We start from the raw sequence: 26,205 nt of genomic DNA on the forward strand, positions 1-26,205 counted from the left end.
CCGGGGGCTGTGACGCGCACGGAGGCCTCGGAACGGAGTGGAGGGGCTGACGGGAATCGAACCCCGCTCGCGCGCTCGGAGCAAAGCGACGCATTGCGCGCGCACGGCGCCGGACGCGGTGACGTGCCCGGTTCCGGGTTCACGATGGGCCGGGAAGCCCCGAAGCGAGGAAAGCCGACGGCTTTCCGAAGTGGAGGGGCTGACGGGAATCGAACCCGCGTAACCAGTTTGGAAGACTGGGGCTCTACCATTGAGCTACAGCCCCGCGACCGTCCGGGGACGGCGTGGGTGTTCGTCGGTCTCACTGCGAAAACCCTCACATGAGATCGATGCTCCGCCGATCCGTCTGAGGACTCCGCTCCCCCGGCTGGGCTCGAACCAGCGACATCCTGATTAACAGTCAAGCGCTCTGCCAACTGAGCTACAGGGGACCATTGCACGGCGACACGAGTCGCGCGTTTGCAACGCCGATCAGCCTACCAAAACAGCACGCCCCCGACAAATCTCGCCGCCGCGCGCGTCGTCGTCAACCGCCGCTCGGAAGAGGACGGGAAGGAGGTATCGGGCGCGTGCGCGCGGAGCGGAGCGGGCGAATCCGATACGGGGCTTCGACGGATCAGGCTTCGGCGACCTCGTCGTAGGCGGTCGCGCGCAGGGCCTGGGCGAGCTGCCGCACGTAGCCGTGGTCGGCCTGGCGGAAGATCTCGTCGATGTCCCCCTCGCCGACGACGCGACCCTGCTGCATCACGAGCACCTTCTGGCCGAGCGCTTCGAGCATCCCGATGTCGTGGCTCACCAGCACGAGGGTCGCACCGGAGCGCTCTCGATACCAGCCGAGCAGGTCGACGATGCGGGGGCGGTTGTTGGCGTCGACCCCGAGCGTCGGCTCATCGGCGAAGTAGACCGCCGGGCCGAGGATGATGGATCGCATCACCGCGACGCGCTGACGCTGCCCTTTGGAGAGTTCGTAGGGGTACTCCTGGAGCTTGCTGAGCGGCAGGCCGACGATGTCCATCATCTCCGCGATCTGCTCGCCCAGCAGTTCCCGGTCGAAGCGCTTGTTGCGTTCCACGATCGGCGAGAGCAGAATGTCGCCGACGTTCAGGTCGGGCGCCAGCGTGGCCCCGGCATCCTGTGCGAGGTGCCCGACGTGGGCGGTCAGTCTCGTGCGAGCACGGCGTCCGATCCCGCGCAGCTGCACGCCGAGCACCTGGGCCTCGCCGCCGTTGACCCGGATGCGGGAGGCCTTCTCGCCGGCCTCATCGCCTCTGCCCGCGAGGAATCGGGTCAGGGTGGATTTTCCCGAGCCGCTCTCGCCGAGCAGGGCGAGCACGCTCCCCTGCCGGATCTCGAAGCTCACTCCCTCCACGGCGGTGAAGGCGCTGCCGCCCGAGTGGGCAGGGTAGCCCAGGGACAGGTCCGAGACGGCGATCGACGGATCGGCGTCTCGTGCGGGATCGGCCATGGCGCGCTCCTCGTGCAAACTTCAAGGTGTTGTTCAACCTTAATCCACGCGCAGCGCTCGGCGCGCGGATTCGAGCGCGGTGAGTTGCTCCTGGATGCGGCGCGACCCGGGATCGCCGGGATCCCCGACGCGCTGCATGCGTGCGACGAGTTCGTTCTTCAACGCGAGGAGATCCCGATCGAGCAGCGAGACCACCACGCCCCGGGCGTAGCCCGCGAGCCGCTCGGGGTTCTGCCTCGGCACCGGCATGGGCGCGAGACCGAGTTCTCGGACGAGTCCCCGGTGCGATTCCGGGGTCGCCGCGAGCACCCGCTCGAACCAGCCCGGCTGGTCGAGTCCCGGCAGCGCCCCGGCCACCGCGTCCCGCGCCACGCGGAGCGAGGGGTCTCCGATCTCCGCGGTGACCGCCTGAGCCATCAGCTCGGCGCCCACCCGCGGACCCTCCTGCAGCATCGCCATGAGCGCGTCGCGTTCCAACCGGACCGACGGATGATCCGGCAGGGAGGACAGGCCGATCCTCGGAGCGGCCGGCGCGGCGGGATCCGGCTGCGCTCCGGAGGCGGCGCGCGGAGCCGGGGGCGGCGGCCCGGGCGCGCTCCCGCGGGCGGCCGCCGCCCGGACCGCCTGCTGCACTTCAGCGAGCTCGGTGCCGAGCATGCGGGCGAGCTCGCGCGTGTACCCCGGGCGCACCGCGGGATCCTTGATCTCGGCGATGATCGGCGCCGCGGCCCGCAGCGCCGAGACCCGGCCCTCGACGCTGTTGAGATCGAAGCGCCCGACCGCCTGGCGCAGCGCGAAGGCGAAGAGCGGCACCTTGCGGGTGAACAGCTCGCGCACCGCCTCGTCGCCGCGGCGCAGGCGCAGATCCGCCGGATCGAGCCCGTCGGGAGCGACCGCCACATAGGTCTGCGCGCTGAAGCGCTTCTCCTCGGCGAAGGCGCGCAGCGCCGCCTTCTGCCCGGCTTCATCGGGGTCGAAGGTGAACACCACCTCGGCGGCCGCGTCGTCGCCCATGATCCGGCGCAGCACCGTGATGTGCTCCTTGCCGAAGGCCGTGCCGCAGGTGGCGACGGCGGCCTCCTCCCCCGCCAGGTGGCAGGCCATCACGTCCGTGTAGCCCTCCACGACGACCGCCCGGTGCCCGCGGGAGATCGCCTTCTTCGCCAGGTCGAGTCCGTAGAGCACCTGCGCCTTGCGATACACGGGGGTCTCGGGGGTGTTGAGGTACTTGGGCCCGTTGTCGTCGTCGTAGAGCTTGCGCGCGCCGAAGCCGATCGTCTGCCCGCTCGTGTCGCGGATGGGCCAGAGGATCCGCCCGCGGAAGCGGTCGTAGACGCCGCGCTGCCCCTCGGAGACGAGACCGGCGGCCACCAGCTCCTGTCTGGTGAAGCCCTGCGCGGTGAGGTGCTTGCTCAGGCCCTCCCATCCGCGCGGGGCGTAGCCGACGCCGAAGCGGGCGCAGGCCTCGGCGTCGAAGGCGCGCTCGGCCAGGAAGGATCTCGCGCGCTCGGCCTCCTCCCCCGCGAACTGCTCAACGAAGAATGCGGCGGCGGCCTGATTCGCGGTCAGCAGACGGGCGCGGTTCGGCCCGTCCTGCTGGCGGCGATCGCCGCCCTCCTCGTAGGTGAGCACGTAGTTGATCCGCGCGGCCAGCCGTTCGACCGCCTCCGCGAAGGTGAGGTGATCCATCCGCTGCAGGAAGCTGATGGCGTCGCCCGACTCGCCGCAGCCGAAGCAGTGGTAGTAGCCGAGCGCGGGCCGCACGTGGAAACTCGGGCTGCGCTCGTCGTGGAACGGGCACAGCCCCTTCATCGAATCGACGCCGGCGTTCTTCAGGCTCACGTAGTCGCCGACGAGATCCGCGAGGTTCGTGCGGCTCTTGACCTCCTCGACGTCGCTCGCCCGGATCCGCCCTGCCATAGCGGAAGTCTACTGCGCCGCCGCGAGCGGGACCCGGCTTCGCGAGCGGGACCGTGTTTTACGGCGTGAAGGGGGTGTTTTCGCGAAAGAGAGTCCCGCTCGCGAATCAGGGCTCGCGCAGTAGACGCAGGATCTGCGAGACATGCCCTAGACGAGCGGCACGGCGCAGAGGCGGTCGTACCAGGCGATGGCGCTCTGGTCGGTGAGCGAGGCGAGCTGATCGACGACGGCGCGGCGGGCCTCCGCCTCGCCCTCGGCCGCGCGGAAGTCGGCGGCGAAGGCCGGCTCCAGCTCGGCGCCCTCGCTCCGCCACAGCGCCTCGAGCAGTTCGGTCAGCACCTCGCGCTGGCGCCGATAGATGGGTTTGCGGGCGTCGATCTCCATCACGAAGGCCGCGACGATGCCCTTGAGCACCGCGATCTCGGCGCGGATCTCGTCGGGCACCACGACCTCGGCGCCGTAGCGCGCCAGCGGCCGCCCGTCCGCCTGCTCGACCGTCGCGCGGATCGCGGCGCGGGCGAAGCGGCCGATCATCTCGCTGGTGAAGTTCTTCAGCCGCGCCTGATCGCGCCGCGATCCGTCCCAGCTCGTCAGCCAGGTCTGCGCCTCGGCGATGCGGTCGTAGGCGGCGCCCAGCTGATCGGCGGAGAACGATCCGTTCGCCCACGCGCTCACCTTGCGGATCAGCGAGTCGTGACCCTGCCGCGCGGTCAGCATCTCGGGGTCGATGAACTCGCCGACGACGGCGTCCTCGAAGTCGTGCACCGAGTAGGCGATGTCGTCGCTGAGATCCATCACCTGGGCCTCGACGCACTTCCGGCCCGCGGGCGCGCCGGCCCGCAGCCACCCGAACACGGGCTCGTCGTCCTCGAAGGCGCCGAACTTCGCCCGCCCGGGCCGAGCGTACTCCGGCGGGGCGTCCGCGAGCGACCAGGGATACTTGCAGCTCGCGTCGAGCGTCGCCCGGGTGAGGTTCATGCCGACCGAGCGGCCGGATGCATCGAAACGCTTGGGCTCGAGACGGGTGAGGATCCGCAGCGTCTGAGCATTGCCCTCGAAGCCCCCGAAGTCGGCGATCCACGTGTCGAGCGCGCGCTCACCGTTGTGCCCGAACGGCGGATGACCGAGATCGTGCGCGAGGCAGGCGGTGTCGACGACGTCCTGCGCGAGGCCGAGGGACACCGCCAACTCGCGCCCGATCTGCGCCACCTCGAGCGAGTGCGTCAGCCGGTTGCGGGCGAAGTCGACGCCGGAGGTCGGGCTGAGCACCTGCGTCTTGGCCGCGAGCCGCCGCCAACCGCTGGAGTGCAGCACGCGGGCGCGATCCCGGGCGAAGTCGCTGCGGTGCCCGCCGTGGTGCTCGGGAACGATGCGCTCCACATCCTCGGGCCCGTAGCCGGGCGGGAGCGAGGCCGCCGAATCGGCCGGGCGCGCAGCCGCGCCGGCGGCCTGCCGCTCAGCCGCCACCGTCGTCCCGCTCCGCCTCGGCCAGCTGCGCGTAGTCGAGCCCCGCGCTGCTGCGGTCGCGCAACCAGCCGTCCGGCAGCATCGGACGCTTCGGGCTGCCCGCTCGACCGCGCGGCCCCTCCGCCCCTTCGCCCGGGTAGGGCTGCGCGCGATCCATACCGGCGAAGATCGCGTCCATCTGCGCGAGCGACTCCACCATCGCGAGCGCACGCCGGGTGTCGCCGCCGATACCGTAGCCCTTGAAGTACCAGGCCACGTGCTTGCGGATGTCGCGGCAGGCGCGATCCTCCTCCTCGAAGAACTCGACCAGCAGCTCGGTGTGGCGCCGCATCGCGTCCATCACGTCGCCGAGCGGCGGCCGCACGTTCTGCGCCGCGGCCTCCGCCCGGCTGATCTCGCCGGCCTCGGCGCGGAACGCGGCCTGCAGATCGGCGAAGAGCCAGGGCCGCCCCAGGCAGCCGCGGCCCACGACAACGCCGTCGCAGCCCGTCTCGCGCACCATCCGGATCGCGTCGTCGGCCGACCAGATATCGCCGTTGCCGAGGACCGGGACGCTCGTCACCGCCTCCTTCAGCCGCGCTATCGCCGACCAGTCGGCCTGTCCGCTGTAGAACTCGCTCGCGGTGCGCCCGTGCAGGGCGATCGCGGCGACGCCCGCGCCCTCCGCGGCACGAGCCGCGTCGAGGAAGGTGAGGTGATCCGGGTCGATGCCCGTGCGCATCTTCACCGTGAGGGGGACCTCGCCCGCGGCCCGCACGGCGCCCTCCACGATCGCGCGGAAGAGGTCGCTCTTCCACGGCAGCGCCGCTCCCCCGCCCTTGCGGGTGACCTTGGGCACCGGGCAGCCGAAGTTCAGGTCGATGTGGTCGGCGCGATCCTCGTCCACCAGCACGCGCACCGCCTCGGAGACGGTCTTCGGATCCACCCCGTAGAGCTGGATGCTGCGCGGGGTCTCGCTCTCGTGGTGCCGGATCAGGCGCATCGTGGCGGGCGTGCGCTCGACGAGCGCGCGGGTGGTGATCATCTCGCTGACGTACAGCCCGGCGCCGTACTCCCGGCACAGCCGCCGGAAGGCGGTGTTGGTGATGCCGGCCATGGGTGCGAGGACGACGGGCACGTCGAGCGCGAGAGGCCCGATGCGCAGTCGGGTGTCGCTGAGGGTGGCAGGCATGATGTCCCATTCTCTCACCTCCGCGCCCCGCTCCCGTCCCGGCTCCCCCTCCCGTCCCGCGAGCGGACGCGTCTTGCCCGTTCGGGCACCGGCGCCGGGCAACTCGGGCCCACCCGAGGGCCCGCCCCGCTGCGGAGGGAACCTCCTGTTCGAAGGCCGAGGGGACCGGGAGCCGAGACGACTAGGAGCCGGGCTGGTCGACCGCGCCGCCGAAGCGGCGGTCGCGATCCTGGTAGATCCGGATCGCGCGCCACAGCTCTCCGCGGTCGAAATCCGGCCAGAGCGTGTCGAGGAAGACCATTTCGGCGTAGGCCGACTGCCAGAGCATGAAGTTGCTCGTGCGCTGCTCCCCCGAACTGCGCAGGAAGAGATCGACCTCCGGCAGCTCGGGCACGTAGAGGTGCCGGGCGATCGTGCGCTCGGAGATGCCGCGCGGAGAGAGCCGCCCGGCCGATACCTCCTCGGCGATGGCCCGCACGGCATCCGTGAGCTCGTTGCGACCCCCGTAGTTCACGCACATGGTGAGGGTGAGGCCGGTGTTGGCGGCGGTGACCCGCTCCGAGGTCTTGAGTTCGCTGATGACGGAGCTCCACAGCCGAGGCCGGCGCCCCGCCCAGCGCATGCGCACGTTCCAGTGGTGGAGCTGCTCGCGGCGGCGGCGGAGCACGTCGCGGTTGAACCCCATGAGAAACCGCACCTCGTCCGGCGAGCGCCGCCAGTTCTCGGTGCTGAAGGCGTAGACGCTGAGATGGGTGACCCCGGCCTGGATGGCTCCCGCGACCACGTCGAGAAGCGCCTGCTCCCCCATCCGATGCCCCTCGACACGCGGCAGGCCGCGACCGTTGGCCCAGCGCCCGTTGCCGTCCATCACGATCGCGACGTGTGCGGGCACCGGGCCGTCGAAGGCCGGCGGCTGCTCGCCGGTCCAATCCACCGGAACGATCTCCGTGGGCGCTCGCCGCATGCTCACTCGTTTCTGATCGGGATGACTCACCCTATCGCTCGGTCCTGCATCATCCTGCGCCGAGTGACCTCAGTCCGCGCTCGAGGTGCCACTGGGTGTAGGCCGCGACGATGCCCGACGCCTGATTGCGCTCCCGCTCGGACGAGGCCTGCGACGTCTCCCAGTCGCCCGACAGGAGCGCGCGGAGGAGAGCCACCGCCCCCTCGTCGAGCCGCGGGATGCCCGGAACGCGGCAGTCCTCGCAGACGACCCCGCCGAGTTGCACGGCCATCAGCGTGTGCGGACCGGGGGCGCCGCAGCGGACGCATTCGTCCAGCCCGGGCGACCAGCCGGCGGCGGCGAGCGCGCGGAGCAGGTAGCCGTCTCTGACGAGCTCGACGTCCACCTTCGCCGCCGCCAAGGTGCGCAGGCCCCCCACGAGCAGCAGGTACTGCTCCGGCGCCGGCCCGCCCTCGCAGAGCCGCTCGGCCGTCTCCACCATGACGCTGCCCGCCCGATAGCGCTCGTAATCGCCGCTCACGTGCGGCCCGTAGGCCCCGAGCGTCGCGGCCTGGGTGATGGTGTCGAGGCTGCGCCCCTCGAACAGCTGCAGGTCCGCCACCATGAACGGCTCGAGGCGCGCGCCGAACTTGGAGGAGGTGCGGCGAACGCCTTTCGCCACGGCCCGGAGAACGCCGCGACCTCGGGTGAGCAGCGTCACGATGCGGTCGGCCTCGCCGAGCTTGTGCGTGCGCAGCACCACGCCTTCCTCACGATAGAGCGGCATCTTCCCAGTATCCCCCCGGCGGGCGCCGGAACGCCTCAGCCTCGCGGGCCGCGCCGCTTTCCCGCGCGACGCTCCGCCTCGCGCCAGGCCCGCAGCGCCGGCGTCTCCGCGAGCCCGTCCCCTCCTCGTGCGCCATGACGTGCGGCGCCGGCGCGCCCCAGCTGCCAGGCGTGCGCGATCGCGAGCGCGAGGGCATCGGCGGCGTCGGCGGGCTTCGGGGGTGCGCCGAGCCCGAGCAGCCGCGTCACCATCGCGGTGACCTGCGCCTTGTCGGCGCTGCCGTAGCCGGTCACCTGGGACTTGACCTCGTTGGGGCTGTAAAGCCCCACGGGGATATCGCGATGCGCCGCGAGGTACATGACCACCCCGCTGATCTGGGCCACTCCCATGACGCTCGCCACGTTGTCCTGCGCGAAGACCCGCTCCAGCGCGATCGCGCCGGGCCGCTGCCCGTCGAGCAGGCGCTCGATGCTCGACCCGATCTGGTGGATGCGCGCCGCGGGCTCCGCATCCGCGGGACTGCGCAGCACTTCCACGTGCTCGAAGGCGACGCTCCGCCCCGGACCCGCCGCGATGATGCCGATTCCGCAGCGGGTCAAACCCGGGTCGATCCCGATGATTCTCATGGTGCGAGCCTTGCGTCGTCAGCCTTCCCAGCAGCCGTCACCGGCTGCTGCACATACGGCGCGCAAAGCGGTGCTTTGCTCCGAGCGCCTTGGTGCAGGTCGATCCCGATGATTCTCATGGTGCGAGCCTTGCGTCGTCAGCCTTCCCAGCAGCCGTCACCGGCTGCTGCACATACGGCGCGCAAAGCGGTGCTTTGCTCCGAGCGCCTTGGTGCCATGGTCCTCACATTCAGTCGTCCTGAGCGAGTTCGGCCTGGACCTCCGGGGTCAGATCGAAGTTCGAGAAGACGTTCTGCACGTCGTCGCTGTCCTCGAGCGCGTCGATGAGGCGGAACACCTTTCGCGCGGTGTCGGCGTCGATCTCCACCTTGAGGTTGGGGACGAACTCTGCGTCGGCGGCGTCGTAGTCGATGCCCACATCGACGAGGGCGGTGCGCGCGGCGACCAGGTCCGCGGCGTCGGTGAGCACCTCGAAGGACTCTCCGTTCGGCGTGGGCCGGACCTCCTCGGCGCCGGCGTCGAGCACCGCGAGGAGGATGTCGTCCTCGCTCGTGCCCTCTGCGTCCACGGTGATGACGCCCTTGCGCGCGAAGTTGTAGGCGACGCTCCCGGGATCCGCGAGGGTGCCGCCGTTCCGGCTGAGCGCCGTGCGGACCTCGGCCGCCGCCCGGTTCTTGTTGTCGGTGAGGCACTCGATCATCAGCGCGACGCCGTTCGGGCCGTACCCCTCGTACATGATGGTGGTGTACTCGACGGCGTCGCCGGTGAGCCCCGCACCGCGCTTGATCGCGCGGTCGATGTTGTCGCCGGGGACCGAGTTCTTCTTCGCCTTGTGCACCGCGTCGGCGAGCGTCGGATTGCCGGCTACATCGGGGCCGCCGATCCGCGCGGCCACCTCGATGTTCTTGATGTACTTGGCGAACGCCTTGGCCCGCCGCGAATCGATGATGGCTTTCTTGTGCTTCGTGGTCGCCCATTTGGAATGACCTGACATGACCTGTCCTTACTTCATAGCTCCGATCTACAACCCTATGCGGTGCGGGCACCGCCCGGCGCAGCTATGGCTCGGGCCAGGCCGAAGCGAGACGGTCGCGGACGTCTCCGAGCAGCTGGGGCAGCGATTTCGTCTTGGCGATGATGGGGAAGAAATTGGCATCCGCGGCCCAGCGCGGCACGATGTGCTGGTGCAGATGCGCCGCGATCCCCGCGCCGGCGATCTGCCCCTGATTCATGCCGATATTGAATCCGTGGCACCCCATCGCTCCGGTCAGCACCCGCATGGCGATCTGCGTGAGCTCCCCGATCTCGGCGACCTCCTCCGCGTTCGCCTCGTCGTACGTGGATATGTGCCGATACGGGCATACGAGCAGATGGCCATTGTTATAGGGGTAGAGATTGAGCAGCACATAGGCGGAGCTCCCCCGGTGCACGATCAGCGACTGCTCGTCCGGGTACTCCGTCGCATGGCAGAACGGGCAGTCCCGCTCATCCGGCTGATGGGTATCGGCGATGTAGACCATCCGGTGCGGAGTCCAGAGGCGCTGCAGCTCATCCGGCACGCCGACGAGGCCGCTGCTCTCCAGCGGCTCGGCGCCGGAGGGCCCTACCGCTCCCACGCCGTGTTCACCTGCTCACGGGTCTCGATCGCCCGCGCGATCCGCTCGATCGCCTCCGGGACGGGCACACCGTTCAGCTGGGTGCCGTCGCGGAAGCGGAAGCTGACCGCGCCGGAGGAGCGATCCTCCTCGCCCGCGATCAGCTGCAGCGGCACCTTCGCCTTGGTGTGCGTGCGGATCTTCTTCGGCATGCGGTCGTCGCTGTGATCGACCTCGGCGCGCACGCCCCGGGTGCGCAGCTCGGCGACGATCCCGTCGAGGTACTCGCCGTACTGTTCGGCGACCGGGATGCCGACGACCTGCACCGGCGAGAGCCAGACCGGGAACGCTCCCGCGTAGTGCTCGAGCAGGATCGCGAAGAAGCGCTCGATCGATCCGAAGAGCGCGCGGTGGATCATGATGGGCCGGTGCTTCTCCCCGTCCGCGCCGGTGTACTCGAGGTCGAAGCGTTCGGGCAGATTCGGATCGACCTGCACCGTCGAGAGCTGCCAGGTGCGCCCGAGGGCGTCTCGGGTCTTGAGGTCGATCTTCGGCCCGTAGAAGGCGGCCTCTCCGGGGATCTCGGTGAGCTTCAGACCGCTGGCCCGGGCGACGTTGCGGAGGGCGTTCGTCGAGTAGTCCCAGAACTCGTCGCTGCCGATCCACTTGGATTTCTCGTCGTCGCGCATCGAGAGCTCGAGCTCGAAGTCCTCGAGGCCGAAGTCCCGCAGCATCGAGATGACGAATTCGAGCACCCGGGTCGCCTCGGATTCCAGCTGCTCGGACGTGACGAAGAGGTGGGAGTCGTCCTGGGTGAACCCCCGCACCCGGGTGAGCCCGTGGAGGGCCCCGGAGAGTTCGTTGCGGTAGACCGTGCCGTTCTCGGCGAGGCGCATCGGCAGCTCGCGGTAGCTGCGCGCCCGCTCCTTGTAGATGAGGATGTGCATCGGGCAGTTCATGGGCTTCAGGTAGTAGTCCTGGCCCTGCTTGACCACGTGCCCGTCGTCGTCCAGCACCTCGTCCATCCGGATCGGCGGGAACATGCCCTCGCGGTAGGTGACGAGGTGGTTGGACCGGAGGAACAGCTCGTCCTTCGAGATGTGCGGCGTGTAGACGTAGGTGTATCCGCCCTCGATGTGCCGCTTGCGCGCGTGCTGCTCCATCTCGCCGCGGATGATGCTGCCCTTGGGGTGCCACACCGAGAGGCCCGAGCCGATCTCCTCCGGGAAGCTGAACAGATCGAGCTCGACGCCGAGCTTGCGATGGTCGCGCTTCGCCGCCTCCTCGAGACGGGTCTGGTACTCGCGCAGTTCGTCCTTGGTGGGCCAGGCGGTGCCGTAGATGCGCTGCAGCATCGGGTTCTTCTCGCTGCCGCGCCAGTAGGCGCCCGCCGCGCGCGTGAGCGCCCAGCCGTTGCCGATCAGCCGGGTGCTCGGCAGGTGGGGCCCGCGGCAGAGATCCTTCCACTGCACCTCGCCGGTCTTGGGGTCGACGTTGTCGTAGATGGTGAGCTCGGCGCCGCCGACCTCGACCCCTTCGTTCTCCTTGCCCTGATCCGCGCCGCCCTTGAGCCCGATCAGCTCCAGCTTGTAGGGCTCTCCCGCGAGCTCGGCCCGCGCCTGCTCCTCGGTCACGACGCGGCGCACGAAGCGCTGGCCCTGCTTGACGATCTTCTGCATCTCGGACGAGATCGCCTTGAGATCCTCGGGCGTGAACGGCTGCGCCGGGTCGAAGTCGTAGTAGAAGCCGTCGACGATCGGCGGCCCGATGCCGAGCGTCGCCTCGGGGTTGAGTCGCTGCACGGCCTGCGCCAGCACGTGCGCCGCGGAGTGGCGGAGGATGTTCAGGCCGTCGGGACTGTCGATCGTCACCGGCTCCACCGTGTCGGACGTCGTGACGTCGGCAGCCAGGTCGCGCAACTCGCCGTTCACCCGCATGGCGACGACGCTGCGATCGGTGAACAGGCTGAAACCATCTGCCACGGGGTGCTCCTTCAAGCGCGGAACCGGATCGGTGAAACGCGTCAATCCTATCGCCGCGCACCGACTCCGTCTTTTCGCGCAACGGCGCGCGTCTCCGAACCACGCGTCTCGATCGACCGTTCCGCGAAAACCTCGCTACGTTGGTCAGGAATACCGCTGCTCGCGCGATAACCCGGTTGACAGTTCCGATGAAAGGGGTTCCCAGTGCCTTCCCGCAGACGCTTCGCACCGACGATCGCCGCGTGTCTCGGTTTGGCGCTCACCGTCTCCGGGTGCGCCTCGCCGATCGAACCCGAGCAACCGGGCGGGTCACCGACCCCGTCGGGTGCTGCGGACGGGCTGCTCACCACCGCGCGCCCCGTCACCGTGCTGGACGACGGCTCCGGCGCGGAGCTGTGCCTGGGCGGGGTGGCCACTTCGTATCCTCCGCAGTGCGGCGGACCGGTGCTGGAGAGCTGGGACTGGGCGGACCACAAGGGGGACTTCGAGGAGGCGTCGGGGGTCCGCTGGGGCGATTTCATCATCGCGGGTCACTACGACGGGGAGTCGGGCACCTTCACGCCCACGGAGGTCTCTCCGAGAACGGACTACGACCGGGAGAAGGTCGAGGACACCCACGACATCGACTTCTCCGCACCGTGCCCCGCGCCCGAGGGCGGGTGGCGAGTGCTGGACGAGGAGCGCACCACCGAGACGACGATGGACCGCGTCACTTCTGCGGCCCGAAAGCTGGACGGATACGCCGGTCTCTGGCTCGACCAATCGCCCAATCCCAGCGACGGCGATCCCGAGCAGCCCGAGGAGGCGATGAACGATCCCCGCCTCACGATCATCAATGTCCGAGTGACCGGCGATCCCGCGGCCGCCGAGGCGGAGCTGCGCAAGGTGTGGGGAGGGATGCTCTGCGTGACGAAGGCCGAGCACACCAGCGCCGAGCTGAGCACGATCCTGGACGAGATCATGGATCTGCCGGAGGTGAACCCGCAGGAAGGCGGCATCCGTGGCGCGCACAGCATGCTGCACAGCGGAGTCGATGAGGTGACGGGCGTCATCGAACTGGGCGTGATCTACGATGACGGTTCTCTGCAGCGGGAGTTCGATGAGCGCTACGGCGCGGGCCTCGTGCGGGTATCCTCCGAGTTGCGGCCGGTGTCGACGTGATCTCCCTCGGCGCGCTCAGGTTCGCCCGGTCGGCTGCTCCCGCTGCCAGATGATCTCGTCTTCGCGCTCGCTCCGGGTCCAGCGGAGGGGTTCGTCGATGAGCCGGACGGTCGAGGAGAACCAGTAGCTGCGGTCGGGATCCCATCCGGCGATCACGGTAGCCGTATCCGTGCCGACCGGGATCGCGGACCCGGCAGCCGAGAGATAGGCGCCGACCTGCAGGTGCACGGCATCGTAGTGCTCGGCGACTCCCGCCCAGTCCGGCATCACCCAACGGCCGGCGCGCCCGGTGGCGCGGAACCAATCGTGACGCTTCTGCGCGGTCACCTCGAGCGGGAAGCGCGAGCACAACCCCGCCCAGGTCTCCGCCGCCTCGATCTCGAGCGTGCGGAGTCCCGCAGGCAGGCCGAGCCGGGCCGTCCAGGCGTTCTCCCAGTCCCAGGAGTCCTCGACCAGCCACAGGCCGGCCGGAGCACCGTCGAACAGCGCGCGCGAGGACGAGGGTATCCCCAGCGGCGGTCGCGACCACCACTCCCCGCTCCAGTGTGCCGTCGGATCAACGGGCCGTTCGCGCCGCGCGGCCAGCTCCTCGCGGATGAGAAGCTCACGCTCGGAGCTCAGCAGCTCGTGCGCTCCCCCGCCGATGCGCTCCGGCGGATCATCCCACTGCAGCACCCACTGCGTGCGATGATCCACGGGAGACCACCACCAAGCGGCCGCCGGAGACGCCGCGATGTGCTCGGCGACCCGACTCAACTCCGCGCGCATCTCCGCGGAGGCGGCGAGCACATCCGCTCCGTCCGGCTCCTCCCAGTACCGGGCGGCCTCGACCGATTCCGCCAGGCACTCCCTCAGCAGTCCTGGAGAGGCTTCGAGAAGCGGCACCGTCGAGAGCTCCGCCGCAGCGTCCGCGGGCGCGGGGATGGTCCGCTCGGCCTCCTCAGCCCACGGCCCGAACACGACCCTCGAGGTCCGCTTCCCCGGGTCGAGGTGGTACGAGGCGAGGAACACGGTCTCGAGGAGCGAGGCACCGCGATCCTGCTCCTCGACCGCCCGCGCCGAAGCGAGGGCGAACTCCAGCAGCAGCCGTCTGCCTCGCGGTCCGCGGAGCAGCATCTCGGCGGGCACCGGCACCGATCCCGCCTCAGGCACGCGGCACCCCCCAAGCCGGGTAGGTATGATCGCCGCGCTCGACGCGCTCCCGCTCACCCACCACCAGCTCGATCCGCACGGTCCGATTCTACGGAAGCCCGCACGCTCGAAGACGGCTCTCGCTCGCAGGCCCCGTTCCCGCGCACGAGCCGCCCGACCTGGTCCGTTCGGTATCCCGCTCCAGTGGGCCTTCCCAAGCGATTCTCAAACAAGCGTCCGGCCCTGAAATCGTTGATTTCCCGTGTTCTCAAGGGCTCTGAGCGACGCGGACCGCGGAACCGAACCCCTAAGAGACACGATTCGCGAGGCGCAGTCGCGAAGAATCCGGCGAAGTCTCAAACACGTTTGACCCCCGAGCGGCGTGCGGAACTAGTGGCCGATTACGAAGCCGGGGTTCCGGTGAAGGCTATAGCCGCGAAGCATCGCGTGCATCGTGGAACGATCCCGAAGATCGTCCTCGGTGCAGGTGTTCCGCTGAGAGTGCCCGGTCTGAGCGATGCCAATCGTTCTCAAGCGCTGGCTCTTTACGAGGCTGGTTGCACTTTGCAGGAGATCGCCAGCCGGCTCGGCGTGGATGACAAGACAGTGCGCAATGCGGTTGTGGCGTTGGGGGGAACAGTCCGAGCGCGTGGACGTCGAACGAGATTTGATGTGTGAGTGCGAAAATGGAGGTGAGGGATCAGCCAACGCAGCGGAACGGAGCGATCATGGATGTCAACACACCCACGTCGATGACCCCGTGGCTTCATCCTGTCGCTGATGATTCCGTTCCCGTTCTGACCGACGAACTACTCACGGTGGGTGAGGTTGCTTCCTTGGTCGGAGTCAGTGTTCGGGCTTTGCACCACTGGGATGAGGTCGGGCTTGTGCGACCGGAGTCTCGCACGGTGAGCGGGTATCGGGCGTACTCCGGGGCGGATGTAGCTCGTATCCATCGTGTGCTCGTCTATCAAGAGTTGGGGTTCAGTCTGACTCGTATCGCGGCGATCTTGGATGACCCGACTGTTGATGAGACGGAGCAGCTGAGGCATCAGCGCACGTTGCTCGAAGGTCGCATCGGGCGTTTACGGCAGATGGCTGATGCAATCGATCGGGTTCTGTCTTCTCAAGCGTCTGGTACGCGCTTGACCGCGAAGCAGCAGGCCGAGATATTTGGGCAAGGTTGGCGCGAGGATTGGGCGGATGAGGCGCGTCAGCGCTGGGGAACATCTGAACAGTGGTCGCAGTTTGAGGAGAATGCGGTTGCATTCTCCGAGGCGGATCGCATCAAGATGCAGGAGCACGGTTCTGCGCTCTATGCCGAGTTGGCGCAGGCGAAGCGTGACGGCGTCGCTCCGGGCACTGATCCCGCGAATCTGCTGGCCGAGAAGCACCGATCTATGGTCAGTCAGCTGTTCGAGTGCACCCACTCCATGCAGGTATGTCTTGGTCAGCTCTATGTGAGCGATGAGCGGTTCTCAGCGTTCTTCGATGAGCGCGAACCAGGCCTCGCGAACTGGCTCGCGGCGGTCATCAACGCGAACGCCCGCACCCACGGCATCGATCCTGATACTGCTGTGTGGGAGTGACCTCAGCGCTTCTGGTTTGACCCTCACGTCGCGTGAGGCCGCACGCTGGTGCGTATGTCCTCACGCACTCTCACGATCGAAGCGGCTGCGCACAGCGACGCGCAACCGATCGATAGTGTGCGTCATCCTGTCGCGCGTCGGGTAGCCGACGTGCTGCGCAATCGGTCGGATAAGCCCAGGGTCATCGTGATCGATGACGCAGAGAACATCGCACAAGCTGCCAGCTCAGGTATTCGAGTGGACAGCCTGTACGCTACCCGTTCCGCTGTATCGGACCTGACCTCCCTAGTGCAGGTCGCCGATGATGTGCCTCACCACATTCTCGAAGATCGTGTCGCAGGCGAACTCTTCGGCGAGCAGAAGCGCGCCCGAGCATTCGCACTGGCACGCGCGCCCCGAGCGCCGCTGCTCGCTGATCTGCGTGAGACCAGCGGAGACCTTGTCGTACTCGACGGTGTGCGGCTCGTCGGCAACATCGGCGCAATCGCTCGCACGGCGTGCGCGCTGGGAGCAGCGGGGATCATCCTGCTTGATAGTGGCCTTCGCACGACCTACGACCGTCGGTTGATCCGCGCCAGTCGAGGGTTGGTCTTCTCCATTCCCATCGTTCTCGCCGAACGAAGGGAATGCATCGAGTTTCTGCGACACGAGCAGGTCAGCATCGCCACGTTGTCCGCAGAAGCCGAGAGCCCTTTGCACGCGATCCGGTCGGTCACGAATCGGCTCGCCGTGGTGCTTGGAGGCGAACGCGATGGCGTCTCGCAGGACCTCAGCTCTTTGGCCGACCATCACTACTCGATCTCGATGGCACCAGAGGTTGAATCGCTGAATGTGTCGGTGACAGCCGGGATTGCTCTTTACGAGCATGGTGCCGGATCAGAAGCTACGCCAACAGATACGGGCTGCCTTCGTGCCGATGCGTCCGCGGTCAGGAAAGAGAACGACTAACACGCGGCAGTTCTCCCCACTAACGGCCCTGACGCGAACCCACCATCGGCCAGTTGAGCCGGTGGCGTTCGATTGCCTGAAACTCATTGTCGTTCGATCAGGCAGTGCGTTGATATTCAGTGAGGTCGGCACCCGACACGTAAAAGTCGGGGATGTCGTTCTTCTCGCCGCTCAGACACTGTGTGGCGCCGAGCCTGAGAGTAGCGTCACGACGACGACGATCTACCTCGACTGTGACTACGTGATCGATCAGGTGTTCTGGCAGTACGCAGCGCGGCTTCGCAACCGTGAAAACGCCCGCGACTTCTTTGATGCTCACTACTCGACTCCCGCACAGGTTGTCAGGATCGGCGAGGACCGGGCCGGGGTACTCATGCCTTGGCTGGATGAGCTCGCCGCTCTGAGCCTGGATGGGCCGCGTCAGGAACGGTTCCTTCGGGTGCAGGCGCTGCTGTTCTCGGTGCTCGACATCATCGTGCCTTTCGTGACAACGACAGCAAGTACGGCGAGTGCTGGTCGGGCCAGCGCCGTGGTGCCTGCTGCTCCACGCCATCGGCAGTTCAGGCCGCTTCGCGTCGAAGCCCAACACGTCGCGCAGCTCCTACGGGATGATCCGGCACGCCGATGGACTGTCCAGGAGTTGGCAGAGAAAGCGCACTTGTCGCAGTCGCAGTTGAGGCGTGTGTTCGTGGAAGCGTTCGGGAAGGCACCTATCGCTTACCTGACGATGGTGCGCACCGAACGTATGGCGAATCTGCTTCGCTCGACCGAGCTGCCGGTCAAGAAGATCGCAGCGCAAGTGGGGTGGACGGATGCCGACTTCGCTGCCCGCCAGTTCCGTCGAGGCCTTGGGGTACCGCCGAGCGCATACCGTCGGTACGTCTGCGGTTCCGATCCGCCAGATGCTGCATAGCGGACAGAGGACCGTGTGCGTCCGCTGTTGGTGAGCTGACGGGGCATCCTGCGAGCGGTCAACAGCGTTGAACTCAAGGAGTGAACTTCGCCAATACTGCGTCAGGCTTCTATTGCCAACCCGTCGGCTGGCCTGTCTTCGAGTAAGGCAGGCATGAATCCGTACCGTCCAACGTCGACCCGCTTTGTGAAGCGGATGTCGAGTGCGTCATGCCCGAGAGGGTCCAGCGGATCGGTGTTCTCCATGACGATTACCTGGCCATCAAAGCTGTCCTGAATGTCGCGATAGAAAGCTCGGACGACGCCTTCTGGCGGCTCATCGCCCGCCTCTGCGGACTGGTCCGGGGGACGGTAGGTGACGAGCGGCGAGTCGAGTACGACGAATCCAGGGTGCGGTAGGTCCCGATCAAAGCAGTACTGGGCGAGGGCGAGTGTGAATGCGGCATGCAGGACAGCACGTACCCCCTTGCCGTGGGCAGAGCGTCGTTGATCGCCGGCGATGATGTCAAGTTCGTTGCGGTCGTAGCGGACGCTCGTCGCGGATGGGTAGTCCCACTTTTCGAGGCGTTTGGATATCTCGGCTGAAAACTCTCGCACGGCGGTGAGACTCAACCCTGCAACTGCTGTTGCGACTTCCGCTTCGGTCTCGTCTGCTATCCGGCGAATCATGTCCTCGAAGGTCTTGACCTGCTCATAGAGACCCAGGTTCTTCTCGATCTCGCTACGCTTGGCAAGAAGCTCGCGGAGATTTCCCTTCTCTGGGTTCATCTTGGCCTCGAGCTTGCCGATGCTCTTCTGAGCCGCCACGACGTCGCGACGCGTTGTGCGGATTGATGCGCGAAGGACCTCGGCCCGCGCGTCCAGACTCTCGATCGTCACGAGGAGGTCATCGAGAAGGCCCTGAGTTTTCTGAGTCTCAGATTCGACTGAGACACCAAAGCTAGTGGTATCTCCTTCGCAGTCCAGATTGAGATGTTGATTGGCCGGTTCAGCACCGCAGAACACACAGGTCCCGCTTCGGAAGTATCCAAGCAAGCTCCCGGCTTCTGCGATCATTTCAAGGCGCGCCAAGTCGCTCTCGTACTGCTTCTGCAGAAGCGTGAAGCGTTGCCGGAGGGCCGCCGCATCCGAATATTCGGACCGTTGAGTGCTATCTGCGGATTGAAGCTCGTTGTGTTGCCGGAGCAGTTGCCCGCGCTGTTCTGTGAGACTCCCGATCATGGCGCTGTGTTGATCAATCGTGTGGTTCAGCTTGCCGAGCTGTGTCTTGAGTTCTGCCGGCTCTGCAACGTCTTGGAGCTGCGATTCAAGCTGACTGAGCATTCTCTCAACGACTTCCTGACGAGCACCGCGCAGCCGCTTCTGATCCTGCGCTGAGGGAACCGCGGTCAGCGCGGAGTCATCTTCGCCCGAGAGGAGGAGCTTGAGGACCGAGACTTCCTTGGTCTTGTTGACCGGGTTGCCGCTGAGGCCAGGGGCTTCTTCGGCCTGCATCTCCGTCTCACCAACGAGGCATAGGCGGGTGAGGTCTCGGAAGCTAAGCATGTGGGTTTCATTCCGCGCGTTCTTCCTGACCTGTTTCTCATCGAGGCCGACTTCGTTGAGGAGGAACCTGGAAACGTTCTTCGTGCTCGCTGCGCTGTGTTTCGCAGCAAGCGTCTCGTCCGGAGGAGTCGACGGCTCGACGCGAACGTCGGCTCGGTAAAGAGAAATACTGCCGCCGTCCACCGAGCGTGCGAGCGTGACGCGTTCGCCAGTGGCGAGTTCAAAGCCGAGCAGGATGCGGCTATACCCTTCGCGTTCGGGAATCTCCTTGAGTTCCTTGGCGCCGAGGACAAAGTCAATCGCATCAACGATGAACGATTTGCCCGTATCCGAGGGGCCGTGGATGACGGTGACGTGTGGACTGAAGTCGACCGATGCTGGTTCTACATTCGTGCCAGTGAACGTCAGATGCGAAAGCGTGAGTCGTCCCATCAGATATCGTTCCCGCTCTCCTGCTGGATGACCTCAAACTCCTCGGACCAATGGGAGGAGACCTCCCTCATGCGCTCCCGGAGGCGCGCATCATCAACGGTGCCAAGCTCTTCAACTACCCAGTGTGCGCGATCGTGCAGGGCGTGCGCATAGTCGCTTTCGAGCAGCTTTAAGAAGCTCTCGGAACCCTCATTAGCCCAGAACTCGATGCCGCTGTCTTCAGCCGACATTTCGGCGAGTCCTGCCCGGATCATGACGTGAAGACCGTCTTCGATGTGCTGTCGCTTCATCCCGAGCTCGCCGACTCGTACTGGGATCGGCGGATGGAGGCTCTCGGGCCCGTCGAGATCCGCGCTGTGCAGCAGTCCGTGGTCGAGGAGCACCAGTCGGTTGATATCGAGATGTGCGGGGAAGGCCTCTACCAGAATCATTAGGACACGCATGCCCACTTCGAGAGGGCTGTTAAGGGGGTTACTCATCAGCGGCCACCCACGTCAGTTTGTCTGCGTTGGCAAGTTGGTGACAGATACCTTGACGATCCTTGAGGTTCGACATCGAGATGAGTGTGTGGGCACCCAAGTCGAGTTGGCCGGACTGCGTTAGAACTGCTCGGAGTCGATCGAGGCCGCTGGGATGATTAGCCTCTGCCGTATCGACTACGCCGGTGTAGACGTCGTCCTGCAGCAGCTCATACGTACCCTCAGGAACTGAATCCCTCGCGTACAGCCTGAATGCTTCCGCGGAGTAAAAGGCCTCGCGTTGCCTCTGGAGGTGCGGACCGTGCTTGGGATGAGCGGAAGCTGACTCAACATCGGAGGAGGTCGCAGGGGCTTGCTCGTGGTAAGCGTCCACGAGCTTCTTGACATAGATCGCTTCACTTGGCGCAGGGGCGTCCGGGGTCTGTCCAACGGGTGGCCGCGCAGGCAGAGATGTTCCGAACCTGGCGGCGTAGTACGGAGTCGTGCGATGTACGTCGAGCATCTCGTTGAGTTCAAGAGATTGGAAGATTGAGAAGTCCGACGATTCGGCAAGTTGACGGATGGACTGCAGAGTTTGCGCGTCATACAGCCGCGTGGCGGCAGCTTCCGCATCAAGCAGTTCGAGGAACTTCTTCTGAAGTGCCGTAGGTCTGCTGAGCAGCCGATTCAGTGAAGCGCCGCATCCCTTGGGGGCGACGAATACGTAACGATCTGGCAGGCGATAAAAGGCTTCCGTAACACCGTGGAAAACCTTCAGCATCTCCGGGAACGCGTCCGACATGCTGAGCGATCCGGCATAGTGCTTGGCTTGGAAGCAGTCCCATGCATCTTCGAGTCCACGATCCGTTTTGAAGGCAGCGATGTCGACGCCCCGATCGCCGGAACCACCAAGCTGCTTGATCTGTCGATACGAGACCGCGACTCCGGTTGCCCACTCGGCGATGAAGGTTTCCCACTCACTTGATGAGTAGAAGTAGATGCGGTGAGCTGGCGGTACGGGCGGTCCAGGCAGCGCCGGTGTTGGTGAACCGACCAGGCTAGGGGAAGGAAGGTCACCCATCTCTGGTGCGCCGCCGCCCTCACTAAGCTGGGCCGAAAGAGACACGGGCACCTCCTCGTTCCGATCTCATCTCGTTCAATTCTATGAGATGACGTTCACACTCTCCGTGATCGTTCGAAGGCGGGTCGACAGTCAGCCGAAGCTATTGGGTTTCGGGCAACCGCGGTCGTCGCGGTCGTCTTGATCGTCAGTGAGAGATCGGTGGCGGCAGCGTTGGAACGAGGTGGAGAGTTTCGGCCGAGCGTCAGGCACCCGCAAGGATGCTAACGGTCCCACAAGTGAGTAACGGGGGTCACACAGAATGATGTCGTGAAGCTCTGACAGCTGCCGCACCTAGAGCAAGTTCAGCACGGTAGGTCCTAGAGGGTTGAATGCGAGTTCGAATTCTACTTGCTGCCCCTTCGTGAGACGCCGACCTCCGATTCGAAAACCAGGACAAAAGACATCCCCCACTGTCTCAGTCTCGATGAAAGCAAAAGTAGGAGAAGCTGCGCTCACCACCCCAGAAACCTTGGTGGGTACCCCATCGAGTAGCGGCTTGTAGACTGGGCGTTTCTGATCGACCGGCGAGAAGCCGCGCTGTTTAGCACTCTGCCAAACGCTCGCGGCTTCTTCAAGTTCGCCATTTAGCGCGAGCATTCCACCAAACGTCGCTACGAACAAGGGATCCCTCAGCCCCGTAGTGGTCGCCAGCCGCATCGCGGCCACGGACTCTCCGAAACCTCGGCCTGCTTCGCGTAGAGCATGAGCGTAAGAAGTTGCGATTCTCGGGTCGTCAGGGTACATCTCGAGACCGTCATGCAGCACCGTCACTGCCTCGGCGGTTTGTTTATCGAAACGTAGAGCGTTACCAAGCATGAAGCGCACTATTCCGCTGGTGGGCGATTCCTCCAAAGCCGTTCGCAGTGCCGTGATTCTCGCTGGTGTGTCCCCAAGAACTCGTTGAATCTTGCTCTCAACGATGTACAAGCCTTCGAGTACGACTGCCTTGTCAAGCCCGCGCACAACCGTTTCCTGCGCTTTCGTGAGGTAGTCAACGGCCTCACGTGGATTCTCGACCTTTCCGGCCCAATCTAGGTAGAGTTCCGCGAGCGACTGATAGCCGTACTCGTCGCGCGGGTTCATGCGAATAGCAGTCTCGAACGCCGCCTCGCTCTGAGTGAGCCACCGTCTCGCGACCTCCCGTGACTCTGCATCGATCGCAAGATCACGAAGGATGACCCCACGGGTATGGTGCAGGCTTCTATGTCCGCCGGCTGTTGCGATTGCGCTTTCGATCTGGGCCAAGGCCAAGTCGAGCTTGCGCTCCCGTCGAAGCATGCGTGCATAGTGCTGCTTGACGAAAGGACTGCCGGGGTCCTTTCGCGTTGCTTCTTCGAAGAACCTCGTCTTGGCGTCGATTGTCTGAAGACTGTCAACAGCAACGTCATCTCTCGTGAACTTCTCGAAGGCTTTGGCATCCACGCCGTGCGTGAGATTCAAAGCTTTCATCGCCCCGATCAAGGTTCTCTCACGCCGTACTTGGTCGAGACAACGGTCCCATACGATGTCCGCAATGATCTGATGTCGTGCGCGAAGGCCATCAATGCCACGGGAATAGTCGACCGTCTCCCAGATGACGGTTCCCTCCAAGTAGTCGTTCATTACCCGGTACATGGTGCCGTGATCCAGTTGAAGTGCGTCGCTGATCAACAGATCGCGAGCAAGCGCTCGAACTCGGGAGAAAGCGCAGACTAGAGCATAGATGTCTGCTGCGTGCTCGTTTTGCAATCCGCGAAACTCGTCTTCGATAATTGCGTCGAATGATTTTCCCTCGGTGACCTCACGCATGGTGACCAAGAGTTCTTGCTGGTTCCGGGTTTTCACTGCGCTGAACCGTAGTTCAGGGGTCAGCTCCGCTAGCTTTCCCAGAGCCGAGGCATTCTCCAAAGAGGTAAGCAGGCGATCGATCTCGAGATCCGAAAGCGGATCAATCTGAAACTCGACGCCACCCAGCTTAGGGTGACTACCCCGCCATTCGTTGAGCCGCTCACCTAGCAACAGATATGCGGGTGACTCAATTGTGCGAAGTAGGCTCTTGGCGTCGTTAAGCGCGGGCAAGTGATCTGCGGCATTGTCCACCACGAATATGACTGGGCCCGGAAGATTCTTGACAGCGAACTCAACGTCACCGTCGCTTATTTCAGCACCAGCTTTAAGTAGCAGAACTGTGGATGCGTGCGCACGCACGTACCATGCCGATACGGCTCTCAGTAGGGTAGATACTCCGTAACCTGCCGAGCCGAGAACTGTTGCTACTCGCAAGCCCTTTTCAGGTGAGGTATAGAAGTCCAGCAGATCGTCGACTATCGGCTTTTCGATATCGCGTTCGAAATTTATGCCTGCACCAATGACACCCCAGTTCGGCCTATTTCCGTTGTGAAATGATCGAGTATTCGGTGTTTCGGAAAAGTCGGCTTGGTTGACGTACTCCCAAGACACGAGTAAACGAGCCAGCGGTGCAGGCTGCGCCTCGAATACAGCATGCAGTTGGCTAGGTACCTGAGCTTTCAGTTTGTCAAGGCTGCCTGGCTGCACACGCAAATCTCCGAACCTGGAGACGACGGCAGCTCGCAGGTCGGATACCGTGCCATCTATAGTCTCGATACCGTCGTGCGCGAGAAGCTCCCGGTCTAGTTCCGGGGTGCTTGGCGCCAAGCGGTATGACTTCGGGGGAACTCCCGGCGAGAACTGTGCTCGAAGCTCGGTTGTTACTTCGGCCCAATTTGTGTCTTCATTACTGTATCCGACGTAGAGAATCGGAGTGTCCGGGTACTCGGTGCGGAATAGGTTGAAGAGCATCTCTCTTTGCGATCGGTGCGTTGCATAGTCTTTTTGAGTGAGCAGAAGGTTGTCTCCCGCCGGACTCGTTTCTAGAGCGCCGTGCAAGTGGACAAGGGGAACCTCATGCGTGGGTAACCAACTGCGAACCTCAGAATTAGTTGTCATGACGACGGGGTTCTGCATGTTATCCGAGCTCGTTCGATAGCAGCGTTCGATGTAGTCGTCGTAGTTAGTTGTGTAGATCGCTTTCCAAGTCATAGAGAACAACCAGCGAATATCGTCATTTGGCTCGTAGCCTGCGAAGAGTTCCTTAATCGCTCGAACAGTCCGTACTCGGCCGACGCGGATCTCCGCAAGTTGCGCGACCTTTGCTAACGATGACGTATCGGAGATATCAAGCTTGAGAGCAGAAGCGAGGCGTTCTGCGAGTCCAGCCCCGTCTGGCATGGTTTCGCCGTCGGCGTTAATCATGTAATGGCCGATGCCGGACCCGAGGAATAGGACGACATTCCCGGTTTCAAGAGCGCCTTCGAGACCAAGCGGCAAGTCCATCTTTGCTACCTCCTACAGGCGACCTCTCGGATGTCTGTTCGGATTCTATCGTTCATCGCTCTGGCAGCTCGAAGTGCCAGGACACGTCGGTACTCGTTGTCGACGTCATCTAGGTAGCGTCATCAGGCTTCGCGCCGCGGCAGTCAGCCTCGACCGGACCGCATCGTCCTCTGTTCCATCGTTCCTTCGACTACGAAGCGTGTATGGGCGAGGTAAATCAGGCTGACCGGTCCCATGATGATGAACTTCATGGTGTTCCACAGGCAGAGGAGGACGAGGAGGTTGAGCCATTCGGGTCCGCCGTTTGCGATAAGGGTGGTGAAGGAGCTCGCCGCGAGGAGGTAGGGCACGGCGAGCAGCATCGTGGGGACGCCCCATTTCAGTCCTCGGCGGGTGCGTATGGCGTCGAGGAGGATGTTGGTGGGCATGTAGCGGCGCAGGAATGCGCGGGTGTGGACGCTGAGGGTCCAGAGTTGGCGGATCATGACGAGGGTTCCTCTCACATGCACGACGGATCGTCGGAGGCGGTGCGTGTGTGAGTGGCCTTGCGGCCTGCCCCGAGGAGCGTCATATCAAGGAGAAATCCGCCTCACCTACCAAGATACGACGCACCGGTGATATTCGGAAGAGCAATCGGTCACAGGCGCCGGCTCGCATCCTCCCGCTGCATCGTCCGCGAAGGATCATCGCTGCCATCGACGCTGGCGAGGTCGCGGAGCCTTGCGAGGGCGGCTTTCGCTCGTGCCGCGTCAATCTTCTGTGCGTCGCTGTCTGGTGCCGGGCCAAGCGGTGTCCGCGTGGTGATGCCATAGCGGTCGCGGTATGCGGCCACCGTGTGCGCGTGTCGCCGCCATGCTGCTGCGGCTTTTACCTCGGTGGGTGCGTCTCCGAGTGCGAGCGCCCATTCCTGCCGCTCGCTGAGGGCTTGGTCGAGGACGGCTTCGGCGCGCTGCTGGATCAGTTCGCGGTGTTCCGTGAGCGCCTTCTTCATCTCGGCGCTGATCGGGCCGGTGGCTTCGGAGATGAAGCCGACGATTAGGCGGGGTGCCTTGCGTGTGCGGCCGGAACCGGCGGGGCGTGCGGTTGCGCGGGCGAGACGGTGGTGCAGGACGGAGGCGATGTCGTCGGCGTCCTCGAAGCTGCGGGCGGCGACCAGGCGTGGCATGAGCGCGTCGATGTTGTGGTGGTTCGCCTCCGCACGCCTGAGCTCGGCGGCGAGTGCCCCGAAGGTGTCGGATTGGATCGCGTCTTCTGCCTCGTCCGGGGTGAGGCCGGATTGGCGGATGAGGGTGGCGAAGCGGTCGTGTTGGGCGGCTTGCGCGATCGTCTCGTACTCTGCCGCGAGCTGCGCGATCGACCCCCATGCTTCCTGTTCGGCGGTGATCGTCTCGTGCGCGGAGAGTTCCGCGCCGACGTGCTGCAGCACCCCGTAGAGGACACTCCGTGCGGTCGCTGCCGGGTCGTCGGCGGGGTGTGGGGTGGTGTGGTTGTGTCGCGCGTCAGACTATGTGGCAGGGCTGTTAGTTGAGTCCTGAACGGAGAGTCCGACATGGGAAGACCACCCCAGATTCCGGTGGAGAAGAAGACAAGGATCGTGCTGAGCGTCCTTGCCGGTGA

At 65.2% G+C, this 26,205-nt stretch carries 22 protein-coding genes and 2 tRNA genes; 5 read left to right on the plus strand and 19 right to left on the minus strand.

Annotation, left to right across the window (positions count from 1 at the left end):
* Positions 1-191: 191 nt before the first annotated feature.
* From J4H92_RS11820 to thrS, 12 genes are all read right to left on the minus strand, one after another.
* Positions 192-265 (minus strand) — tRNA-Gly (locus J4H92_RS11820).
* A 93-nt stretch (positions 266-358) separates the two neighbouring features.
* Positions 359-431, minus strand: a tRNA-Asn gene (locus J4H92_RS11825).
* A 185-nt stretch (positions 432-616) separates the two neighbouring features.
* Positions 617-1,465: an ATP-binding cassette domain-containing protein gene (locus J4H92_RS11830; protein WP_208098392.1), complete on the minus strand. Its 849-nt coding sequence runs from the start codon at positions 1,463-1,465 to the stop codon at positions 617-619.
* A 39-nt stretch (positions 1,466-1,504) separates the two neighbouring features.
* The gene (dnaG, locus tag J4H92_RS11835) at positions 1,505-3,385 is read right to left on the minus strand and encodes a DNA primase (RefSeq protein WP_208098393.1); all 1,881 of its coding nucleotides are present in this window, start codon (positions 3,383-3,385) and stop codon (positions 1,505-1,507) included.
* 147 nt (positions 3,386-3,532) lie between these two features.
* A complete protein-coding gene (locus tag J4H92_RS11840; protein ID WP_208098394.1) occupies positions 3,533-4,852 on the minus strand; it encodes a deoxyguanosinetriphosphate triphosphohydrolase in 1,320 nt (439 codons plus the stop codon).
* Positions 4,842-6,023: a tRNA dihydrouridine synthase DusB gene (gene dusB / locus J4H92_RS11845; RefSeq protein WP_208098395.1), complete on the minus strand. Its 1,182-nt coding sequence runs from the start codon at positions 6,021-6,023 to the stop codon at positions 4,842-4,844. The genes J4H92_RS11840 and dusB overlap by 11 nt, the downstream gene beginning before the upstream one ends.
* Positions 6,024-6,204: 181 nt before the next feature.
* Positions 6,205-6,987, minus strand: a complete 783-nt coding sequence (locus J4H92_RS11850; RefSeq protein ID WP_208098396.1) for an isoprenyl transferase — start codon at positions 6,985-6,987, stop codon at positions 6,205-6,207.
* A gap of 49 nt (positions 6,988-7,036) precedes the next feature.
* Entirely contained in the window at positions 7,037-7,753 is a 717-nt protein-coding gene (gene recO / locus J4H92_RS11855) for a DNA repair protein RecO (RefSeq protein ID WP_208098397.1), read from the minus strand.
* 35 nt (positions 7,754-7,788) lie between these two features.
* Positions 7,789-8,379: a crossover junction endodeoxyribonuclease RuvC gene (gene ruvC, locus J4H92_RS11860; RefSeq protein WP_208098398.1), complete on the minus strand. Its 591-nt coding sequence runs from the start codon at positions 8,377-8,379 to the stop codon at positions 7,789-7,791.
* A 229-nt stretch (positions 8,380-8,608) separates the two neighbouring features.
* The gene (locus J4H92_RS11865; protein WP_208098399.1) at positions 8,609-9,373 is read right to left on the minus strand and encodes a YebC/PmpR family DNA-binding transcriptional regulator; all 765 of its coding nucleotides are present in this window, start codon (positions 9,371-9,373) and stop codon (positions 8,609-8,611) included.
* 64 nt (positions 9,374-9,437) lie between these two features.
* Positions 9,438-9,995 (minus strand): HIT family protein, encoded by a 558-nt coding sequence (locus tag J4H92_RS11870; RefSeq protein WP_341783088.1) that lies wholly within the window; start codon positions 9,993-9,995, stop codon positions 9,438-9,440.
* Complete coding sequence (gene thrS / locus J4H92_RS11875) at positions 9,983-11,911, minus strand: threonine--tRNA ligase (protein ID WP_243752323.1); 1,929 nt, start codon at positions 11,909-11,911, stop codon at positions 9,983-9,985. The genes J4H92_RS11870 and thrS overlap by 13 nt, the downstream gene beginning before the upstream one ends.
* 249 nt (positions 11,912-12,160) lie before the next feature.
* On the opposite strand from thrS, the gene J4H92_RS11880 reads away from it, so the two are divergent.
* The gene (locus J4H92_RS11880) at positions 12,161-13,117 is read left to right on the plus strand and encodes a hypothetical protein (protein ID WP_208098401.1); all 957 of its coding nucleotides are present in this window, start codon (positions 12,161-12,163) and stop codon (positions 13,115-13,117) included.
* A gap of 15 nt (positions 13,118-13,132) precedes the next feature.
* Here J4H92_RS11880 and J4H92_RS11885 read toward each other — a convergent pair whose 3' ends face one another.
* A complete protein-coding gene (locus J4H92_RS11885; RefSeq protein ID WP_208098402.1) occupies positions 13,133-14,269 on the minus strand; it encodes a hypothetical protein in 1,137 nt (378 codons plus the stop codon).
* A gap of 372 nt (positions 14,270-14,641) precedes the next feature.
* Here J4H92_RS11885 and J4H92_RS11890 point away from each other — a divergent pair, with 372 nt between their 5' ends.
* From J4H92_RS11890 to J4H92_RS11905, 4 genes are all read left to right on the plus strand, one after another.
* Complete coding sequence (locus J4H92_RS11890) at positions 14,642-14,926, plus strand: helix-turn-helix domain-containing protein (RefSeq protein ID WP_341783089.1); 285 nt, start codon at positions 14,642-14,644, stop codon at positions 14,924-14,926.
* Positions 14,927-14,976: 50 nt separating this feature from the next.
* On the plus strand, positions 14,977-15,837 hold the full coding sequence (locus tag J4H92_RS11895; protein WP_243752292.1) for a MerR family transcriptional regulator: 861 nt from the start codon (positions 14,977-14,979) through the stop codon (positions 15,835-15,837).
* 54 nt (positions 15,838-15,891) lie between these two features.
* Entirely contained in the window at positions 15,892-16,785 is an 894-nt protein-coding gene (locus J4H92_RS11900; protein WP_208098404.1) for a TrmH family RNA methyltransferase, read from the plus strand.
* Positions 16,786-16,846: 61 nt separating this feature from the next.
* Positions 16,847-17,698 carry an AraC family transcriptional regulator gene (locus J4H92_RS11905; protein ID WP_341783090.1) on the plus strand — a complete coding sequence of 284 codons (852 nt, stop codon included), beginning with the start codon at positions 16,847-16,849 and terminating at the stop codon, positions 17,696-17,698.
* Positions 17,699-17,799: 101 nt separating this feature from the next.
* On the opposite strand, the gene J4H92_RS11910 is transcribed toward J4H92_RS11905, so the two are convergent.
* The 6 genes from J4H92_RS11910 to J4H92_RS11935 all read right to left on the minus strand — a co-directional run bounded on the left by J4H92_RS11910 (position 17,800) and on the right by J4H92_RS11935 (position 26,014).
* Entirely contained in the window at positions 17,800-19,674 is a 1,875-nt protein-coding gene (locus J4H92_RS11910) for an AAA family ATPase (protein ID WP_208098405.1), read from the minus strand.
* Entirely contained in the window at positions 19,674-20,153 is a 480-nt protein-coding gene (locus J4H92_RS11915; protein WP_208098406.1) for an ABC-three component system middle component 2, read from the minus strand. Before J4H92_RS11915 ends, J4H92_RS11910 begins: the two co-directional genes overlap by 1 nt.
* Complete coding sequence (locus J4H92_RS11920) at positions 20,146-21,258, minus strand: ABC-three component system protein (protein ID WP_208098407.1); 1,113 nt, start codon at positions 21,256-21,258, stop codon at positions 20,146-20,148. Before J4H92_RS11920 ends, J4H92_RS11915 begins: the two co-directional genes overlap by 8 nt.
* 288 nt (positions 21,259-21,546) lie before the next feature.
* The gene (locus tag J4H92_RS11925) at positions 21,547-24,588 is read right to left on the minus strand and encodes a P-loop NTPase (protein WP_208098408.1); all 3,042 of its coding nucleotides are present in this window, start codon (positions 24,586-24,588) and stop codon (positions 21,547-21,549) included.
* A 143-nt stretch (positions 24,589-24,731) separates the two neighbouring features.
* Positions 24,732-25,073 (minus strand): sulfate permease, encoded by a 342-nt coding sequence (locus J4H92_RS11930; RefSeq protein ID WP_208098409.1) that lies wholly within the window; start codon positions 25,071-25,073, stop codon positions 24,732-24,734.
* A gap of 152 nt (positions 25,074-25,225) precedes the next feature.
* On the minus strand, positions 25,226-26,014 hold the full coding sequence (locus J4H92_RS11935; protein ID WP_481817105.1) for a hypothetical protein: 789 nt from the start codon (positions 26,012-26,014) through the stop codon (positions 25,226-25,228).
* Between the last annotated feature and the right edge of the window lie 191 nt (positions 26,015-26,205).

Origin of the sequence: Leucobacter weissii (genome assembly GCF_017565745.1) — a bacterium.
Lineage (GTDB): Bacteria > Actinomycetota > Actinomycetes > Actinomycetales > Microbacteriaceae > Leucobacter > Leucobacter weissii.

Coding starts and splice junctions, on each gene's coding strand:
- J4H92_RS11830 (WP_208098392.1), bottom strand. CDS start 1,465: ATGGCCGATCCCGCACGAGACGCCGATCCGTCGATCGCCGTCTCGGAC.
- dnaG (WP_208098393.1), bottom strand. CDS start 3,385: ATGGCAGGGCGGATCCGGGCGAGCGACGTCGAGGAGGTCAAGAGCCGC.
- dusB (WP_208098395.1), bottom strand. CDS start 6,023: ATGCCTGCCACCCTCAGCGACACCCGACTGCGCATCGGGCCTCTCGCG.
- J4H92_RS11850 (WP_208098396.1), bottom strand. CDS start 6,987: ATGCGGCGAGCGCCCACGGAGATCGTTCCGGTGGATTGGACCGGCGAG.
- recO (WP_208098397.1), bottom strand. CDS start 7,753: ATGCCGCTCTATCGTGAGGAAGGCGTGGTGCTGCGCACGCACAAGCTC.
- ruvC (WP_208098398.1), bottom strand. CDS start 8,379: ATGAGAATCATCGGGATCGACCCGGGTTTGACCCGCTGCGGAATCGGC.
- J4H92_RS11865 (WP_208098399.1), bottom strand. CDS start 9,373: ATGTCAGGTCATTCCAAATGGGCGACCACGAAGCACAAGAAAGCCATC.
- thrS (WP_243752323.1), bottom strand. CDS start 11,911: ATGCGGGTGAACGGCGAGTTGCGCGACCTGGCTGCCGACGTCACGACG.
- J4H92_RS11895 (WP_243752292.1), top strand. CDS start 14,977: ATGGATGTCAACACACCCACGTCGATGACCCCGTGGCTTCATCCTGTC.
- J4H92_RS11900 (WP_208098404.1), top strand. CDS start 15,892: ATGTCCTCACGCACTCTCACGATCGAAGCGGCTGCGCACAGCGACGCG.
- J4H92_RS11910 (WP_208098405.1), bottom strand. CDS start 19,674: ATGGGACGACTCACGCTTTCGCATCTGACGTTCACTGGCACGAATGTA.
- J4H92_RS11915 (WP_208098406.1), bottom strand. CDS start 20,153: ATGAGTAACCCCCTTAACAGCCCTCTCGAAGTGGGCATGCGTGTCCTA.
- J4H92_RS11925 (WP_208098408.1), bottom strand. CDS start 24,588: ATGGACTTGCCGCTTGGTCTCGAAGGCGCTCTTGAAACCGGGAATGTC.
- J4H92_RS11930 (WP_208098409.1), bottom strand. CDS start 25,073: ATGATCCGCCAACTCTGGACCCTCAGCGTCCACACCCGCGCATTCCTG.